This is a genomic window from Arthrobacter melezitosi (assembly GCF_054511055.1).
Genome location: NZ_JBTNDJ010000002.1, coordinates 140,496 through 156,564, shown reverse-complemented (window position 1 = coordinate 156,564; position 16,069 = coordinate 140,496). Strand labels below are relative to the sequence as shown.

Below are 16,069 nucleotides of genomic sequence, written 5' to 3'. Positions count from 1 at the left end.
GCCCGGCGCCGGGGCGAGGCGGAGAATGCCGTGTGATGAGGACACCACTGAAGCCCCTTCCGGCCCCTTGGATAATTCGCCGATAATCTACATTATGTCAACTTATCTTGAAGAGGGGCTCCCCCGGAGGCCGGACCACGTCTAGTCTTAGCTCGAACGGTGCTCCAAGGAGAAGGCGTCGCGCCCATCAGATCGAGCCGGCTCCGGCGGCCCGAATCCTTGGGCAGACGCCACGGAAGCCACTGATGGGGTGAGACCGCCGCGACAGTGCCGACCGTCCGTTTCAACATTTGGCGAAACGTCCGCCGTGTCGTCGTGCTTGCCGTGGTCATCGTCGGAACCCAGGTCGGTCCCGCCCGCGGAAATCCAGCCTCGTGTGCCATGGTCTGCACCTGGCCCTCGTAACACCTGGAACACATCCACCGGGATGAAATTGAGCCAAGATACGCCCGGGCCACCCCTCCCCTGCCGGCTGCGCGGACTTCTGCCGATCGCGTGTGTTGGAGCTATGGGAGGGGCGCGCCCCGGGCCGCGGTCCACAGTGCATACCACTCGGTGTTGGTCATCAGTTTTGCCTGCCGCGGGCCGTCGGCTGACGCCCTGATCCGCTCGGGGTTGGTCGATCCGATAACTGCTTCTATTCGGGCGGGGTGCTTCAGGAGCCACGCGAGGACGATGGCCTCGGGGCTGGTGTTGCGTTCCTGGGCAAGCTGACATACCAGGTCCGTGGCATTTGATTCCGCCGGCGTGTGCGATTCCCGGGCCTGGGAGTACAGGCCCTGTGCGAGGGCACCCCACGCCTGGAGCCTGGTGCCGTTGCGCAGGCACCACTCGATGGTCCCGTGCGGAAAATTGGTCGCCGATCCGCTTGGATGGTTCACCAGCACCGTGCTTTCCAGCCAGTCGCGTTTGGACAGGCTCATTTCGAGCTGGTTCACAGCGATCGGGATGTCCAGTTCGGTCTGCAGATAGTCCATTTGGGCCGCCGACATGTTCGATACTCCGAGCGCCTTGATCCTTCCCTCCCGCAGGAGGGCGTGAAGCACCGGCTTCAGCGTGCTCGGGTCAAGCAACGGGTCAGGGCGGTGAAGCAGCAGAATATCGACGGCATCCATCTGCAGCCGACGGAGGGAACCTTCGAGGCCGGCCACGACATTCTTGGCGCTGAGGTCGTAGTAACCGCCCCGGTCGCCGGCAGGGAGGACGATGCCGCACTTGGTCTGGACCGTAGCACCGTTCAGCAGGGCGGGATTCCTGCGGATGACCTCGCCGAAAACGGCTTCGGATTTGCCGCGCCGGTAGATGTCCGCGTGGTCAAACACTGTGATGCCGGCCCCCACTGCGGCCGTAATGGCTGTCTCCGCCTGCTCAATGTCGGTTTCCCCGTAGGGTTCATCCGTCCAGGCTCCACCCAGGCCCATGGCGCCAAAGAGGAGCCTGCTGGTCTGGGGTGCTGTCTGCGTGGTCATGTGCGGATCCCTTCCGGGCGAGGCTGATGCCCGGACCGGACGGCGGGGCACTCAAAGGACCCAGTTTATGCTTGCGGGCTACGGACGCCGCGTTGACAGTTCGGATCCCGGCGGTCTGCAGTTTGCGACCGCCGATCTGTCGACCGAGCGGAAAGAGAACGGCAGCGATAAAATTGTGGGTCGTTCGACAGGCGGGTCGTACGCGGTATTGAGGGAAGGGGAATTTATGGTTCAGCGGCTGTTCTCGTACGGGACGCTGCGGCTGCCCGCCGTCCAGCTCGCCCATTTCGGGCGCCTGCTCACGGGCACCCAGGACCGCCTGCCCCACCACCGCATCGAGTGGCTCCGCATCGTCGACCCCGAGGTGATTGCCACGAGCGGAACCGATTCGCACCCCATTCTGCGCTACTCGGCCGCGGCATCCGATGCCGTCGAAGGAACTGTATTCGAGGTGTCCGACGAGGAGCTCGCCGCGGCCGACTCCTATGAGGTGGGCGATTACGAGCGGGTCCTCCTGCGGCTGGAATCCGGGATCCACGCCTGGGTCTACACCGGCACGAACCCCTCCGCCCCGCCGTCGGACGGGCCGGCCGCACCCTGAAGCATCCCGTCAGCCGCGCCCTTTCGTTCCTACGGCCGACGCCAAAGCGGGCGGGACGGCCCCGCGGAATCAGGGCCGGCCGGCCAGCCGGTCCCAGATGGAGGACTCGTCCTCCGATGACCCCTGCCGGTGCAGGGCACGCCGCAGCAGGAGCCGCCCGGTGGTTTCGAGGTGGCGTTCCATCGCCACGGCGGCGGCGGCGGCGTCGGCCGCCTCAAACGCCTCGACGATGGGAAGGTGATCTAGCAGAACCTCGCGGAGCGACCGGTCCGACTCAACCGTGGAGGCACCGGCGAGCCTGGTGGCATCCCGAAGGTTCGCCACGATCCTGCCGGCACGGGCATTGCCGTCGATATCGATCAGCAGGGCATGAAGTTCCTGGTCGTGCTCCTCGAAGGCCGGCTCATCGCCGCTCCGGGCCGCGGCCTCCATCGCCTCGTAGCGCTGCCGAAGTGCCGCACGCTCGACGGCGCTCGCGTGGAGGGTGGCCCGGCGCACCGCGGGCACCTCGAGGGCCAGGCGGATCGAGAAGATCTCCGCAATGTCGTGGGGCGCGGGCGGAACAACGCGGAAGCCGCGGTTGCGCTCAAAGCGGACCATTCCGGTTTCCGCCAGCCGCAGCAGCGCTTCCCGGACGGGACTGCGGGAAATGCCCAGTTCCTCGGCGACCTGGTACACGGAGTAGAGCCGGCCCGGGACGAGCACCCCGGCAAGCACGGCCTTGCGCAGGGTCACGATGGTGCGCTCGGCCAGGGATGCGGAACGGGGGTCCAGGGCGGAAAGTCCGGAGGTCGGTGACATGGAAAGAGTCTAGGACGCCGCGGCCCTAACATGTAACATGCTACTCATGACCGCGCTTGCCCTGCCCCGTTCCCTGGCCTCCACGCTGCGCAGCCGGGGCATCTCCGATGTCCGCGACGACGAGACCACCCGGTCCGCCTACTCGAGCGACGGCTCGCTGTACCGGGTGCGCCCCTCCGTCGTCGTCTTTCCGCGCGACGCCGACGACGTCCTGGCCACCCTTGAGGTGTGCCGCGAACGCGGGGTGCCGGTCACCTCGCGCGGCGCCGGCACCTCGGTGGCCGGCAATGCGGTGGGCAGCGGCGTGGTCCTCGAGTTCAGCCGGTACATGAACCGAGTGCTCGACCTCGATCCGGAGACCCGCACCGCCGTCGTCCAGCCCGGTGCCGTGCACGCCTCCCTGCAGCACAGGGCCCTGGCGCAGGGGCTGCGGTTCGGGCCGGACCCCTCAACCCACAGCCGCTGCACGATCGGCGGCATGATCGGCAACAACGCCTGCGGCTCCCGCACCCTGGCCTACGGGCGCACCGTGGACAACGTCACGCACCTCGACGTCGTGACCGGCTCGGGGACCCGGCTGATGCTCGGCCCCGATGGAACACCCGCGGCGCCCGAAACCGATGCGCTCCGCTCGCTCGTCCAGGGCGAGCTCGGCACGATCCGGACCGAACTCGGGCGGTTCGGACGCCAGGTCTCCGGCTACGCGCTCGAGCACCTGCTCCCCGAACACCGGTTCGACCTGCGCCGCGCGCTGGTCGGCAGCGAGGGAACCCTGGCGGTGGTCCTCGAGGCGGGGGTGCGGCTCGTCGTGGACCCGGCGCACCGCACCATGGTGGTGCTCGGCTTCGCCGACATCGGCTCCGCGGGCGATGCGGTCATGGACGTCATGGACTTCCGCCCCACCGCCTGCGAAGGGCTCGATTCCCGCATCATCGACGTCGTCCGTGCGCAGAAGGGCGATGCGGCGGTCCCGGAACTGCCGGCCGGCAGCGCCTGGCTGTTCATCGAAGTCGCCGGCGACGACGCACTGGAGGTGGCGGACCGGGCCCGGCGGCTCAGCGGAGCGGCGGCCCTGTCGGCGCGGGTGGTCACCGACCCCAGGGAGGCCGCGGCGCTTTGGAAGATCCGGGAGGACGGGGCGGGCCTGGCGGGCCGCTCCCCCGCGGGAATGCCCGCCCACTCAGGCTGGGAGGATTCCGCGGTGCCCCCGGAGCGCCTCGGGGACTACCTGCGGGAGTTCGATGCCCTGCTGCTCGAACACCACCTCATCGGGTTCCCGTACGGGCACTTCGGGGACGGCTGCGTCCACATCCGCCTCGACGTGCCGTTCAACCGCACCGACGGAAGCGCCCTCTTCCGCAGCTTCATGACGGCCGCCGCCGAACTCGTCGCCCGGTACGGCGGATCGCTCTCGGGCGAGCACGGAGACGGACGGGCCCGCAGCGAACTGCTGCCCTACATGTACTCCCCCGCCGCGATCGGACTGTTCGGGAAGGTCAAGGCGGTCCTCGACCCGGACAACCTGCTCAACCCCGGCATCATCGTCGATCCCCGGCCCCTCGACGCCGACATCCGGGTGGCCGAGTCCGCGCCGCTGCGGTCAAACCTCGGCTTCCGCTACCTGCACGACGGCGGCGATTTCAGCCAGGCCGTCCACCGCTGCACGGGGGTGGGCCGGTGCCGGGCCGAGAACACCGACGGCACCGGCGTCATGTGCCCGTCCTACCTCGCGACCCGGGAGGAGAAGGATTCGACCCGCGGGCGGGCGCGGGTGCTGCAGGAGATGATCAACAAGGGCGGCGCCGGCTGGCGCTCCCCCGAGGTCCACGACGCACTCGATCTGTGCCTTTCCTGCAAGGGGTGCGCCTCGGACTGTCCGACCGGCGTGGACATGGCGGCCTACAAGGCCGAGATGCTCCATCAGAGCTACCGGGGACGGCTCCGCCCGGCTTCGCACTATTCGCTGGGCTGGCTGCCCCGGTGGGCGCGCCTCGCTTCCTTCGCCCCCCGCCTGGTCAACGCCCTCACCCGGCTGCCGGGGATCGGTCCGCTGGGGCTGCGCCTGGCCGGGGTCGATTCCCGTCGCGCCATCCCCGCGTTTGCCACCCAGACCTTCACGGCCTGGTTCCGCGACCGGCCGGCGACACCCACCGCTGCGGGTGGACAGCTGACTGAGGGAACACCCCGGGAGGACAAGACGGCCCCACCGCGGCGCCCGGTGCTGCTGTGGGCCGATTCGTTCACCAACTACTTCACCCCCGAGGTGGGGCAGGCGGCCGTGCGGGTCCTTGAGAACGCGGGCTTCGAGGTGCGGATTCCGGACAAGGCCCTGTGCTGCGGGCTCACCTGGATCTCCACCGGACAGCTGGACGGGGCGCGGCGGATCCTGGGCGACACCGTGGCCGAACTCGGGCGTTCCGCCGACGCCGGGATTCCCATCGTGGGCCTTGAGCCCTCGTGCACCGGAGTGCTCCGCTCCGACGCGCTGGAACTCCTCGGCGAGGACACCGCCGGTGCCGTCGCCAAGGCCACCCACACGCTGGCCGAACTGCTGGCGACGGTGCCGGGCTGGACGCCGCCCCCGATGGAAGGCACCTCCGTCGTGGCCCAGCCGCACTGCCACCACCACGCCGTCATGGGCTGGAGCCCGGACGCGCAACTGCTGAAGCGCGCCGGAGCGCAGGTGAAGGAGCTCGGTGGGTGCTGCGGGCTTGCGGGCAACTTCGGGGTGGAACGTGGCCACTACGAGGTGTCGGTCGCGGTGGCCGAGCAGCAGCTGCTCCCCGCCGTCCGCTCCGCCGACTCCGAGACGGTCATCCTCGCCGACGGCTACTCGTGCCGCACCCAGCTCGAAGACCTCAGCGACCGGCAGGGCATCCACCTCGCCCAGCTGCTGGACCGCGCAGCGCCCGAGGGCTGACGGAGGCCGGCTCCGTCCGTCCGGACACCGCCCGGACGCCGCCGCGGCCCTGCGCTGGCGCCCCGCATCGCTGCCGGCACGGGCGGGCCCGGGCGCCGCGCGTTGCAATATTTGCAACGCCGGATTGCGTTTATTGCATCGGCACTCCATAGTGAAGCTCATGACTGAGACGCAGGACACATCGGCCGCCAAGATGCTGGCGGTCCTTGAGGCACTCGCACAGTCCGGTGCCCCCGCCCGCTCCGGGGCCGTCGACCAGTCCGGCACGGCCGAGCCGTTCGGGCTGACCGTGGCGGAGCTCTCCCGGGTCCTCGAACGGGAAAAGTCGATCGTGTCCCGCCAACTGAAACCCCTCGTCGAACTCGGCCTGGTTGAGCGAGGGGACGACGGCAGGCACCGCCTGGGCTGGCGCCTGTTTGCGGTGGCCGCCCAGGCCGGGGACCAGCGCCTGCTCCTGCTCGCCCCGCCGGTGATGCGCGAGTTGACGCGCCTGCTGCGCGAATGCGTGCACCTGAGCATCCGGCGGAACACCGAGGTGCTCACCATCCTGTCCGAACGTCCCCACCGGGCCGTGGAGGCCGCAGGCTGGGTGGGCCGGAACGCCCCGATCTCCTGCACCTCCTCGGGCCGCGCCCTGCTCTTTGACCACCGGCCGGAGGAAATCCAGGAACTGCTGGGCGCACACTTCTTCCGTGGCCCGGGCCCGAACGCGCCGGCCAGCGTCGAGGAGATGAACGACCGGGTCATCGCCGCCCGCACAAGGGGCTACGCGCTGGCGGTCGACGAGTTCGACGAGGACCTCACGGCGGTTGCCGCCCCAGTGCGCGATGTCCACGGCCGCATCGTCGCGGCCCTCAACGTCTCAGCACCGTCCTACCGGCTGCGGGACAGCGCCGATGCCGCCGGACGCCACGTCAGCCGGGCGGCCGCCTACCTCAGCCGTGCCCTGTCCGCTCCCCCGGCGGAACACCCGCCCGGGCCTGCATCAGCCGGAAATGACAACCCCAATGCCTGAGACAGGCTCCGCCCCCAACCCAGAAGGACCCCATGGGATTTCTCGACTACGTCGCTAAGAATGCGGAACGGATCCTGTTCCTGCTGCTCCAGCACGTACAGGTCGTGCTGCTGTCGGTGGCCCTGGCCACCCTGGTCGCCCTGATCATCGCCCTCGGCACGGAGCGGCTGCCGCGGATCCGCAGGGCCGCCCTGTCGGTCACCGGCACCATCCTCACCATCCCCTCCTTCGCCCTGTTCGGCCTGATGATCCCGCTGTTCGGACTCGGCGTCCTGCCCACGGTGCTGGCCCTGACCGTCTACGCGGTCTTTCCCATCCTCCGCAACGCCGTCACCGGACTGGCGGGAGTCGACGCCGGCGTCGTCGACGCGGCCCGCGGCATGGGGATGGGCTCCCGGCGCCGCCTGCTGACGGTGCGCCTGCCGCTGGCCTGGCCCATCATCCTCAACGGGGTGCGCGTGGCAACGATCATGGTCGTCGCGATCGCCGCCATCGGCGCGGCGGTGCGCGGGCCGGGCCTGGGCGAGCTGATCTTCCGGGGCCTGTCCCGCATCGGCGGCGCGAACGCCCTGTACGAGGCACTGAGCGGCGTGATCGCCATCGCCGTCGTCGCGGCCCTGCTCGACCTTCTGTTCATCCTCTTTGGCAAACTCACTACACCCCGAGGCCTTCATGTCTGATTCCAGCACAGCACCAGCTCCCGCCGCGGATGCGATGATCCGGCTCATCGGCGTCACCAAGCGCTACAGCGGCACCGACACCGACGCCGTGGCGCCCTTGACCATGGACATCCGCCGCGGTGAATTCGTCGTCCTCGTCGGCCCGTCGGGCTGCGGCAAGACAACGACCCTGCGGATGATCAACCGGCTCGTCGAACCGACGGGCGGACAGATCTGGATCGACGGGCGGGACGTTACGCACTCCGACGCCGACGAGCTCCGCCGGCATATCGGCTACGTGATCCAGCAGGTCGGCCTGCTCCCCCACATGTCCATCGGGCAGAACATCGGTTTGGTGCCCCGGATGCTGGGCTGGGACAAGAACCGGATCGCCGGGCGCGTCGATGAGCTCCTCGACCTCGTGGGGCTCGACCCGTCCCGCTACCGGGACCGGTACCCCAAGCAGCTCTCCGGCGGCCAGCAGCAGCGGGTCGGCGTCGCCCGCGCCCTCGCGGCGGACCCGCCGGTGATGCTGATGGACGAACCCTTCGGCGCCATCGACCCCATCACCAGGGACCGGCTGCAGGAGGAGTTCCTCCAGCTTCAGCAGCGCATCCGCAAGACCATCGTGTTCGTCACCCACGACATCGACGAGGCGCTCCGGCTTGGGGACCGCATCGCCATCTTCGCCGAAGGTTCACGCCTCGCCCAGTTCGCCACTCCCCTGGAGATCCTCACCAATCCGGCCGACGACTTCGTCCGCTCCTTCATCGGCCACGGCGCCGCGATCCGCCGGCTCTCCCTGTTGAAGGTGGGTGAACTGCAGGAGCGGCGCGCCGCCTCGCCGGCATCGGCCGAACTCACCGTCTCCCCCGGCGACACCGTCGCAGCGGTGCTGGAGCAGATGCTCAGCCGGGGCGCCGACACTGTCAACGTCGCCGGAGGCGGCCAGCTGTCGGTATCCGACATGCTCTTCGCCGCCTCGCAGGACACGGAAGTGGCCGCCCGGTGAGCACCCTGACCGTCCCCCGGCGGGACACGAGCTTCCCGGAGGAGCCGTCGGAGCGGACCTCCTGGATCCTGCCGGCCCTCGCGGTGGCCCTGGTGGTGGGCACCCTCGCCTACATCAGCACGGCCGAACTCGACTCGATCGAGGCCCGGGCCCTGACTCCGGAGATCCTGCTCCGCAAGCTGTCCGAGCATGTCGTCCTGGTCGCGGTATCGACGGCGATCGTCATCGCGCTCGGAGTTCCGGCAGGCATCGCCCTCAGCCGGCCGTGGGCCCGGCACCTGCGCGGCCCTGTCCTCGCCGTCGCCAACGCCGGCCAGGCCATCCCCTCGATCGGGATCCTGGTGCTGCTGGCCCTGATCTACGGCGTCGGGTTCTCCATGGCGGTCGTCGCCCTGGTGCTCTACGCCCTGCTTCCGATCCTGCGGAACACCCTGGTGGGCCTGCAGCAGGTCGACCGGTTCGTCGTCGATGCGGCGCGGGGCATGGGGATGAGCGCCCGGCGCATCCTGTTCACCGTCGAGCTTCCGCTGGCCGTGCCCGTCATGCTCGCCGGCATCCGGATCTCCCTGATCCTGAACGTCGGCGTCGCCACCCTTGCCACCTACACCAACGCCGGCGGCCTCGGTGACCTGATCGAGCGGGGCATTGTGCTGTACCGCATGCCCATCCTGGTTGCCGGCTGCCTGCTCACCATCGCCCTCGCCCTGATGGTGGACTGGCTCGCCGGTCTCGCCGAGCGGCGCCTGCGCCCTCAAGGTCTGTGAAATTGATCCCGTCAACGAAAGGCACATCCATGTCCGCTCGCACCAGGCTCGCCGTCGGAGTCCTCACCGGAACAGCCCTCCTTTCGGGGTGTTCCCTGGGGGATGCGCCTCCCAGCAATGTCTCGGCCGGTTCCCTGGCCGAGCTCGGCGACCTGAGCGGGGCGGAGATCGGGGTCGGCGGCAAGGAATTCACTGAGCAGCTCATCCTCTGCGAGGTGACCGCCCAGGCGCTCGAGTCCGCCGGTGCCGAGGTGAAGCGGACCTGCGGGATGTCCGGCAGCAGCACCGTCCGCTCCGCCCTCCTCAGCGGCGACATCGACCTGTACTGGGAGTACACCGGCACCGGCTGGATCACCCATCTGGGCGAGACCGACCCCATCACCGATCCGCAGGAGCTCTACAAGGCGGTCGCGGACCGCGACGAGCAGGAAAACTCGATCGCCTGGCTGAAACCGGCCCCTGCGAACAACACCTACGCCGTCGCCGGCAGCCGGGCGAAGGTCGAAGAACTCGGAGTCACGACGGTGTCCGACTACGCGAAACTCGTGTCGGACGACGCCGCCAGCGCCAGCTTCTGCGGTGCGGCCGAGTTCTTCGGCCGGGACGACGGATGGCCCGGACTGCAGGAGGCCTACGGCTTCGAACTCCCCGGAAACGGCGTCTCCGAGCTGGCCGCCGGCGCCATCTACAACTCCATCGAAAAGTCCGACCCCTGCGTCTTCGGCGAGGTGTTCGCCACCGACGGGCGTATCGCCGCGCTCGACCTTGTCGTCCTCGAAGACGACAAGAAGTTCTTTACTGCCTACAACCCCTCGGTCTCGGTCCGCACCGAGGCACTCAAGGACAATCCCGCGATCGAGGAGGTGCTCGCACCGGTGGCCGAGGCCCTCGATGACAAGACGATGCAGGCCCTGAACGCCAAGGTCGACGTCGACGGGCTCACGCCCGAAGAAACCGCCACCGAATGGCTGGTCAAGGAAGGATTCGTTGGTGAGTGAGCGCATGGCCATGCCGGCCGGAGCCGACCGCCTGCGGGTACGCCTGCTGCAGACCGACCCGGTGCTCGGCGACGTCGATGGCAACCTGGCCCGCCTTGATGCACTGGTGCAGGCCGGAACCGACTGTGACCTCGTTGTCGCGCCGGAGCTGGCGACCCACGGGTACCACCTCAGCGAAGTGCCCGACATCGACCCGCTCCAACCCGACGATGAGCGGCTGCTGCGCCTGGGCCGGCACGGCCCCGCCGTCGTGGCGGGCTTCGCCGAGGCCTTCCGCCACCACACGTTCAACAGTGCCGCACTGCTGACCGACGGCGACCCCCGGATCCAGCGCAAGATGTACCTGCCCACCTACCGGGGCTGGGAGGAGCGCAAGCACTTCCGCCCCGGCGGACGGCTGCTCTGCCACGACCTGGCGGACACCCGGCTCGCGGTGCTGATCTGCAATGACGCCTGGCAGCCGGCGGTGCCGTGGCTTGCGGCCCACAGCGGTGCTGAGGTGCTGGTGGTGACGGTCAACAGCGCCACCAGCACCGTGGGGATCTCCACGGAACGCGCCTGGGAGATCATCCTGCTGCACGCCGCCGTCGTCCTGCAGTCCTACGTGGTGTTCGTCAACCGCTCGGGCCGGGAGAACGAGCGCGACTTCTGGGGCGGGTCGCGCGTCATCGACCCCTCGGGGGAAGTGCTCGGCCAGCTCGGCTCCGAGCCGGGAGAACTGACCTGCGACCTCGACCTCGGCGGGCTGCGCCGGCTCCGCCGCCAGTGGCCGCTGCTGCAGGAATCGCGCGCGGAGATCATCGCACGCGAAGCCGCACAGCTTTCAGCAGAGGAGCTCTAACCGTGTTCGACTCCCACGTGCACGCAGGGCCGGATGTGCTGGACCGGATCGGTGACGACATCGCCGTCGCCGAGGCCTTCGCGCTGGCGGACTTCTCGGGATTCGTGCTCAAGGCCCACTACGAGTCAACCGTCGGCCGGGCGAACTCGGCAGCCCGGCTGACCGGCCAGACGGTCTACGGGGGCATCGCGCTGAACCAGCACTGCGGTGGAATCAACCCCAGCGCGGTGGCCGCCACGCTTTCCTCGGGGGGCCGGGTCATTTGGATGCCCACCGCGGATGCCCACACCCAGCACACCGCCGACCTGCCTCGGCTGTGCCACCAGGAACCGCGGCTGGCACAGCATGCCTATGCGATTCCCCCGGTCGACACCAGCACCACCGCAGCGGCCGAAACGGTGCTGGCGCTGATCGCCGACCATGACGCGGTGCTGGCCACCGGGCACCTCAGCGGGGCCGAATGCAATTGGCTCAGCGAGCGGGCGCGGTTCTACGGCATCCGCCGGGTGCTGTTCACGCACCCCTCCTACACGGTGCCCGGGCTTGACCCTTCCGCGATCCGGGCACTCGTGGAGCGCGGCGGGTACGCCGAAATCACCACCTACCAGCTGCTGCACCAACCCGGCTGCACGCCTGCGATGCTGGCGCGCGCCGCCGAGGCGGCCGGCAGCCGCCTGATCCTCGCCTCCGATGCCGGACAACCGGATTCCCCGCCGCCGCCGGAGGCGCTCCTGCTCCTCATCGACACTCTCGCCGCCGAAGGCCTCGACCGCAGCTGGCTCGAGGCGGCCGCCTCCACCACCCCCGCCGGACTGTTCGCCCCCGCCTGACCCACAACGCACCGCTCGCCGGGTGCGCCCATCGAAATGAAGGAAAAAACAGTGATCGAGAAGGAAACGACGTTCTTCAGCGAAGGCAGCCGCCTGCAGGCAACCCTCTACTACCCCGACAGCCTTCCCGGCGACGGCCCGCACCCGGCCCTCATTGTGAACTCCGGGTACCAGGGGTTCAACGAGTTCTACCCGAAGATGTTTGCCAGGCAGATGACCGAGCGCGGGTACATCTGCCTCGGATTCGACTACCGCGGCATGGCCGACAGCGAGGGCGAGAAGGGCACCGTCCTGATCGAGCAGCAGGTCGAGGACATCCGCAATGCGGTGACCTTCATGCAGTCCCAGGACGACGTCGACAACCGCCGGATCGGACTCATCGGCTGGGGCATGGGCGCGGCCAACGTGATCCTCGCAGGCGAGAAGGGAGGCAACGTCGCCGGTGTCGCCGCCCTTAACGGTTTCTACGACGGGCCACGCTGGCTGAAGTCGATCCACACCTTTGACGAGTGGACCCGGATCGTCGATGAGGTGCAGCAGGACCGCACCCGGCGTGTCCTCGAAGGGGAATCACGGCTGGCCGACACCTTCGCCCACTACCCCCTCGATCCCGCAACGAAGGACTACGTGGGCAAGGAATTGTCCCAGGTGTACGGCTTCGGCCATCCGACGCGGGTGCAGTTCACCGAGTCGATCATGGGTCTCCGGGTCGAGAAAGTAGTGGCGGACCTTGCCCCGACCCCGCTGTTCATCGGGCACGGATCGCGCAACACACTGCACCCCTTCGAGGAGGCCTCGTCCCTGTATGCCGCGGCCGCCTCACCCAAGACCCTGTACACCATCGACGGCAGGCACAACGACTTCATGTTCGTTGACCACCCCGAGTTCGTTGTGCTGTGCGACGCGCTTCGTGAATTCTTCGACGAGGCCTTCCGGGCAAGCACCTCCGCTGCCCGGAGCGTCTCGGCCTGATCCGCGGTTCCGGACGCACGGAGGGCCCCGGCCCCAGCGGCAGCTGGTCGGGCGGACCAGGGGAAGGGCGGCGGCCGCAGTTGGGTCGCCGCCCTTCCCTCCGCATTCGGGTCAGTGCCGGCGTTTCCCCCACCGCCGGCTGAGGTTGATGCGCTCCGAGCGGCGATGAGGTACGGGATGGCAACGCCGACGCGGCCGCCTCGACCCTCCCGATAAGGAACACCCACACTGCACAAAGCCGTGCCCGGCGCAATATGACGAATCTAATACGCGCCGACTACCACCGGCACGGGCGGACCTCCGGACAATGGAACCTGTGATGGGGCCGTACCTTGAGGAACACCGAATGCAGTGGCTGAACAAACACCGTGATTTTCTACCGTCCGTTGGGGCCCTCCTGGGGGTCTCCCTTTTTTGGATCACCGGAATTTCGGGCGGGCTGAGGCTCCTCAATGGATTCCGCTCCCCCTTGGCGGCGTTGGTTGGGCTGTACCTGATGCTCATCCTGGTGGTCGCCTCCCTCGTCGTGGCGGCCTGGGGTTACCGGGAGCTACGCCGCCGGCTGGCCTACCGGCGGCGCGCCAGCCGCTGAGGGTGCCTTCGTCGGCCGGTTACCCCCTTGACCGCCCTCATTTTGGTAAGCACACTTGCTAATAGGTGGTTGCCCTCGGTACTGTCATAAGGCTGGCCGGGCCCAAAGCCGCCATCACCAAAGCACGTCCGTTCACGCCTCGGCGGCGGCTTCGCGGCTCCCCGCACGGCCGCTTGCCGACCCGCCCCGGCACCCCCGGGGCTCGAAGAGTCTCCACCGTTACACTGTTTTCAATCAGAACCCGTCGGCCCAACCGCGGAGTAGGTGCCCCAGAAATGGACCAAGGCAGCTGCGCCCAGATCTGAGGTGAAACCGTTTTCCTACGTCGATTGGCGCGTGCCGCCTCCGCCCTCACGACTCCGCTTTCGCCGGAGGATTTCCTAGCGCTCTTCAACCCGGTGCACTCCTCGCGCCAGCTCCGTGGAATCGTGACGCGGGTGGACCATGAAACCGAGGACTCGGCCACCATCCACTTCCGTCCGGGCCACCGCTGGCACGCGCACCAGGCCGGTCAGTGGGCGCGGATCGGCGTCGAACTCGATGGAGTCCGTCAATGGCGCTCCTACTCCCTGAGCAACGCAGCCGGCCAGGATCCGGCGATCACCGTGAAGGACGCCGGCGCGGTGTCCCATGTCCTGGTCCGCGACACCAAGCCGGGCGATATCCTCTTCCTCTCGCCCCCTCAGGGCGACTTCGTCCTACCCGAGCACCCCCGGCCCCTCCTCATGCTTACGGCCGGCAGCGGCATCACGCCTGTGATGTCCATGATCCGCACCCTCATCCCCCGCCGGCCCGACGCCGACGTGGTGCTCATCAATTCCAACAGCACCCCCGAAAAAAGCCTTTTCCGCGGGGAACTCGAAGAGCTTGCCGACCAGTTCCCCAATCTCAAGGTCCGCCACTGGTTCACCAGTGCCCGCGGGCGGCTCGAGTTCACCGCAAGGGCCATCGCCGACCTCTGCCCGGACTGGCGCAGCCGCGCCGCCTATGCCTGCGGGCCCGAAGGCTTCCTGAACGACGCCGAAGACCTGTGGAAGCGCGAAGCGGCCCTCGACGCCGCCCGCACAACCCCCGGCATCGCGGCCGGGACCGAAGGGCAGCGGTCCGGCACGGGGACACTCACAGTCGAACGCTTCAGCGCGGACTTCACGGCCGGAGCGGGGCACGACGGCGGACTGGTTGTCTTCGAACAGTCGGACCGCGAGGTGGAGGCCGACGGCGACACCCCGCTGCTCGATATCGGGGAGGACGCCGGAGTCCTGATGCCCAGCGGCTGCCGCATGGGTATCTGCCACAGCTGCCTGATCCCGCTGCGGGCCGGGCAGGTCCGCGACCTCCGCACCGGTGAACTCCACAACGCTCCCGGCCAGCTCATCCAAACCTGCGTGTCCGCGGCCGCCGGGCCCGTGAACCTCGACCTCTAAACCCCGCTGAAGGAGTCCCCCATGACCTCAACGTTGACCCGCCCGGGCGCCCTTGCGGCGTCGGGTCACCCCCTGGTCCGCCCGGAAGCCGCCCGTCATCTCTCCGATGAGCAGGTTGCTGAGCTTGGCCGTGAACTCGACGCGGTACGGGACGACATCCTCGCCAAGCGCGGCTCCTCCGACGCCGCCTACATCCGGCGCATCATCAAGATTCAGCGCACCCTCGAGTTCACCGGCCGCGGCACTCTGCTGTTCAGCCGTTACAAGGCCGCCTGGGCCGCGGGCACGGCCATGCTGAGCCTCGCGAAGATCCTCGAGAACATGGAGATCGGCCACAACGTACTGCACGGGCAGTGGGACTGGATGCGCGACCCGGACATCCACTCCACCACCTGGGAGTGGGACTTCGTCACCCCGGCGCGCTCCTGGCAGCACACCCACAACGACCTCCACCACCGGTGGACCAACGTCATCGGCAAGGACCGGGACGTCGGATACAACCTGCTCCGCATGGATGCGGACCAGCCGTGGCGCCCGTTCAACCTCGGCAACCCGCTGTACAACGCCGTCCTCGCCCCCGTCTTCGAGTGGGGCATCGCGCTGTACGACCTCGAGATCCCCGAGTACAAGGAAGGCCTGAAGTCGAAGGAAGCGATGAACCGCGACCTCAAGGCCGTCGGCATCAAGGTCTTCAAGCAGTTCTCCAAGGACTATGCGGTGACCCCGTTGGTCGCGATGGCCACCGGCTCGGGCCGACGCGCGCTTTACGGGACCCTCGCCGCCAACGCCATCCGCAACCTCTGGGCCCACGCCGTGATTTTCTGCGGGCACTTCCCGGAAGGCACCGACACCTTCACCGAGGAGATGGTCGAAGGGGAAACCCGCGGTGACTGGTATGTCCGCCAGATGATCGGCTCGGCGAACATCTCCGGCTCGAAATTCATGCACCTGATGACCGGCAACCTGTCCCACCAGATCGAGCACCACTGCTTCCCGGACCTGCCGTCCAACCGCTATGCCGAAGTCGCCGTCAAGGTGCGGGAAATCTGCAACCGGTACGGCCTGCCGTACACCACGGGTCCGCTTCCCAAGCAGGTCGGGTCCACCTGGGCGAAGATCTTCAAGCTCGCCCTGCCGCCGAGGAAAACCTCAAGCCGCCGCCGGCCCTGAT

Annotated in this window: 15 protein-coding genes; 13 read left to right on the top strand and 2 right to left on the bottom strand. The window is 68.5% G+C overall.

Annotated features, from left to right (window positions below):
- Nucleotides 1-506: 506 nt before the first annotated feature.
- Nucleotides 507-1,469, bottom strand: coding sequence for an aldo/keto reductase (locus ACX80W_RS03470; protein WP_459280476.1), 963 nt, complete (start codon nt 1,467-1,469; stop codon nt 507-509).
- Nucleotides 1,470-1,695: 226 nt separating this feature from the next.
- Between ACX80W_RS03470 and ACX80W_RS03465 the strand changes: the two genes are divergently transcribed.
- Entirely contained in the window at nt 1,696-2,070 is a 375-nt protein-coding gene (locus tag ACX80W_RS03465) for a gamma-glutamylcyclotransferase family protein (RefSeq protein WP_459280475.1), read from the top strand.
- Nucleotides 2,071-2,139: 69 nt separating this feature from the next.
- Here the strand turns inward: ACX80W_RS03465 and ACX80W_RS03460 are convergent, their stop codons facing one another.
- Nucleotides 2,140-2,871 (bottom strand): GntR family transcriptional regulator, encoded by a 732-nt coding sequence (locus ACX80W_RS03460; RefSeq protein ID WP_459280474.1) that lies wholly within the window; start codon nt 2,869-2,871, stop codon nt 2,140-2,142.
- Between the two features lie 46 nt (nt 2,872-2,917).
- Here ACX80W_RS03460 and ACX80W_RS03455 point away from each other — a divergent pair, with 46 nt between their 5' ends.
- From ACX80W_RS03455 to ACX80W_RS03400, 12 genes are all read left to right on the top strand, one after another.
- Complete coding sequence (locus tag ACX80W_RS03455; protein WP_459280473.1) at nt 2,918-5,791, top strand: FAD-binding and (Fe-S)-binding domain-containing protein; 2,874 nt, start codon at nt 2,918-2,920, stop codon at nt 5,789-5,791.
- Nucleotides 5,792-5,951: 160 nt separating this feature from the next.
- Nucleotides 5,952-6,806, top strand: coding sequence for an IclR family transcriptional regulator (locus ACX80W_RS03450; protein WP_459280471.1), 855 nt, complete (start codon nt 5,952-5,954; stop codon nt 6,804-6,806).
- A 32-nt stretch (nt 6,807-6,838) separates the two neighbouring features.
- Complete coding sequence (locus ACX80W_RS03445) at nt 6,839-7,486, top strand: ABC transporter permease (RefSeq protein WP_459280469.1); 648 nt, start codon at nt 6,839-6,841, stop codon at nt 7,484-7,486.
- Nucleotides 7,479-8,477 carry an ABC transporter ATP-binding protein gene (locus ACX80W_RS03440; protein WP_459280467.1) on the top strand — a complete coding sequence of 333 codons (999 nt, stop codon included), beginning with the start codon at nt 7,479-7,481 and terminating at the stop codon, nt 8,475-8,477. Before ACX80W_RS03445 ends, ACX80W_RS03440 begins: the two co-directional genes overlap by 8 nt.
- Nucleotides 8,474-9,241 carry an ABC transporter permease gene (locus ACX80W_RS03435; RefSeq protein ID WP_459280465.1) on the top strand — a complete coding sequence of 256 codons (768 nt, stop codon included), beginning with the start codon at nt 8,474-8,476 and terminating at the stop codon, nt 9,239-9,241. The genes ACX80W_RS03440 and ACX80W_RS03435 overlap by 4 nt, the downstream gene beginning before the upstream one ends.
- Nucleotides 9,242-9,270: 29 nt before the next feature.
- Complete coding sequence (locus tag ACX80W_RS03430; RefSeq protein WP_459280464.1) at nt 9,271-10,239, top strand: glycine betaine ABC transporter substrate-binding protein; 969 nt, start codon at nt 9,271-9,273, stop codon at nt 10,237-10,239.
- Entirely contained in the window at nt 10,232-11,080 is an 849-nt protein-coding gene (locus tag ACX80W_RS03425; protein ID WP_459280463.1) for a nitrilase-related carbon-nitrogen hydrolase, read from the top strand. The genes ACX80W_RS03430 and ACX80W_RS03425 overlap by 8 nt, the downstream gene beginning before the upstream one ends.
- 2 nt (nt 11,081-11,082) lie before the next feature.
- Nucleotides 11,083-11,910: a DUF6282 family protein gene (locus ACX80W_RS03420; RefSeq protein WP_459280462.1), complete on the top strand. Its 828-nt coding sequence runs from the start codon at nt 11,083-11,085 to the stop codon at nt 11,908-11,910.
- A gap of 51 nt (nt 11,911-11,961) precedes the next feature.
- Nucleotides 11,962-12,882 carry an alpha/beta hydrolase gene (locus tag ACX80W_RS03415; RefSeq protein WP_459280461.1) on the top strand — a complete coding sequence of 307 codons (921 nt, stop codon included), beginning with the start codon at nt 11,962-11,964 and terminating at the stop codon, nt 12,880-12,882.
- A 346-nt stretch (nt 12,883-13,228) separates the two neighbouring features.
- Nucleotides 13,229-13,474 (top strand): hypothetical protein, encoded by a 246-nt coding sequence (locus ACX80W_RS03410; RefSeq protein ID WP_459280460.1) that lies wholly within the window; start codon nt 13,229-13,231, stop codon nt 13,472-13,474.
- A 329-nt stretch (nt 13,475-13,803) separates the two neighbouring features.
- Nucleotides 13,804-14,898, top strand: a complete 1,095-nt coding sequence (locus ACX80W_RS03405; RefSeq protein ID WP_459280458.1) for a ferredoxin reductase — start codon at nt 13,804-13,806, stop codon at nt 14,896-14,898.
- A gap of 21 nt (nt 14,899-14,919) precedes the next feature.
- On the top strand, nt 14,920-16,068 hold the full coding sequence (locus ACX80W_RS03400; protein WP_459280457.1) for a fatty acid desaturase family protein: 1,149 nt from the start codon (nt 14,920-14,922) through the stop codon (nt 16,066-16,068).
- Nucleotide 16,069 lies beyond the last annotated feature (1 nt).

Bases quoted from the DNA above. Each gene is read 5' to 3' on its own strand.
- ACX80W_RS03470 (WP_459280476.1), bottom strand. From the start codon at position 1,469: ATGACCACGCAGACAGCACCCCAGACCAGCAGGCTCCTCTTTGGCGCC.
- ACX80W_RS03465 (WP_459280475.1), top strand. From the start codon at position 1,696: ATGGTTCAGCGGCTGTTCTCGTACGGGACGCTGCGGCTGCCCGCCGTC.
- ACX80W_RS03460 (WP_459280474.1), bottom strand. From the start codon at position 2,871: ATGTCACCGACCTCCGGACTTTCCGCCCTGGACCCCCGTTCCGCATCC.
- ACX80W_RS03455 (WP_459280473.1), top strand. From the start codon at position 2,918: ATGACCGCGCTTGCCCTGCCCCGTTCCCTGGCCTCCACGCTGCGCAGC.
- ACX80W_RS03450 (WP_459280471.1), top strand. From the start codon at position 5,952: ATGACTGAGACGCAGGACACATCGGCCGCCAAGATGCTGGCGGTCCTT.
- ACX80W_RS03445 (WP_459280469.1), top strand. From the start codon at position 6,839: ATGGGATTTCTCGACTACGTCGCTAAGAATGCGGAACGGATCCTGTTC.
- ACX80W_RS03440 (WP_459280467.1), top strand. From the start codon at position 7,479: ATGTCTGATTCCAGCACAGCACCAGCTCCCGCCGCGGATGCGATGATC.
- ACX80W_RS03430 (WP_459280464.1), top strand. From the start codon at position 9,271: ATGTCCGCTCGCACCAGGCTCGCCGTCGGAGTCCTCACCGGAACAGCC.
- ACX80W_RS03410 (WP_459280460.1), top strand. From the start codon at position 13,229: ATGCAGTGGCTGAACAAACACCGTGATTTTCTACCGTCCGTTGGGGCC.
- ACX80W_RS03400 (WP_459280457.1), top strand. From the start codon at position 14,920: ATGACCTCAACGTTGACCCGCCCGGGCGCCCTTGCGGCGTCGGGTCAC.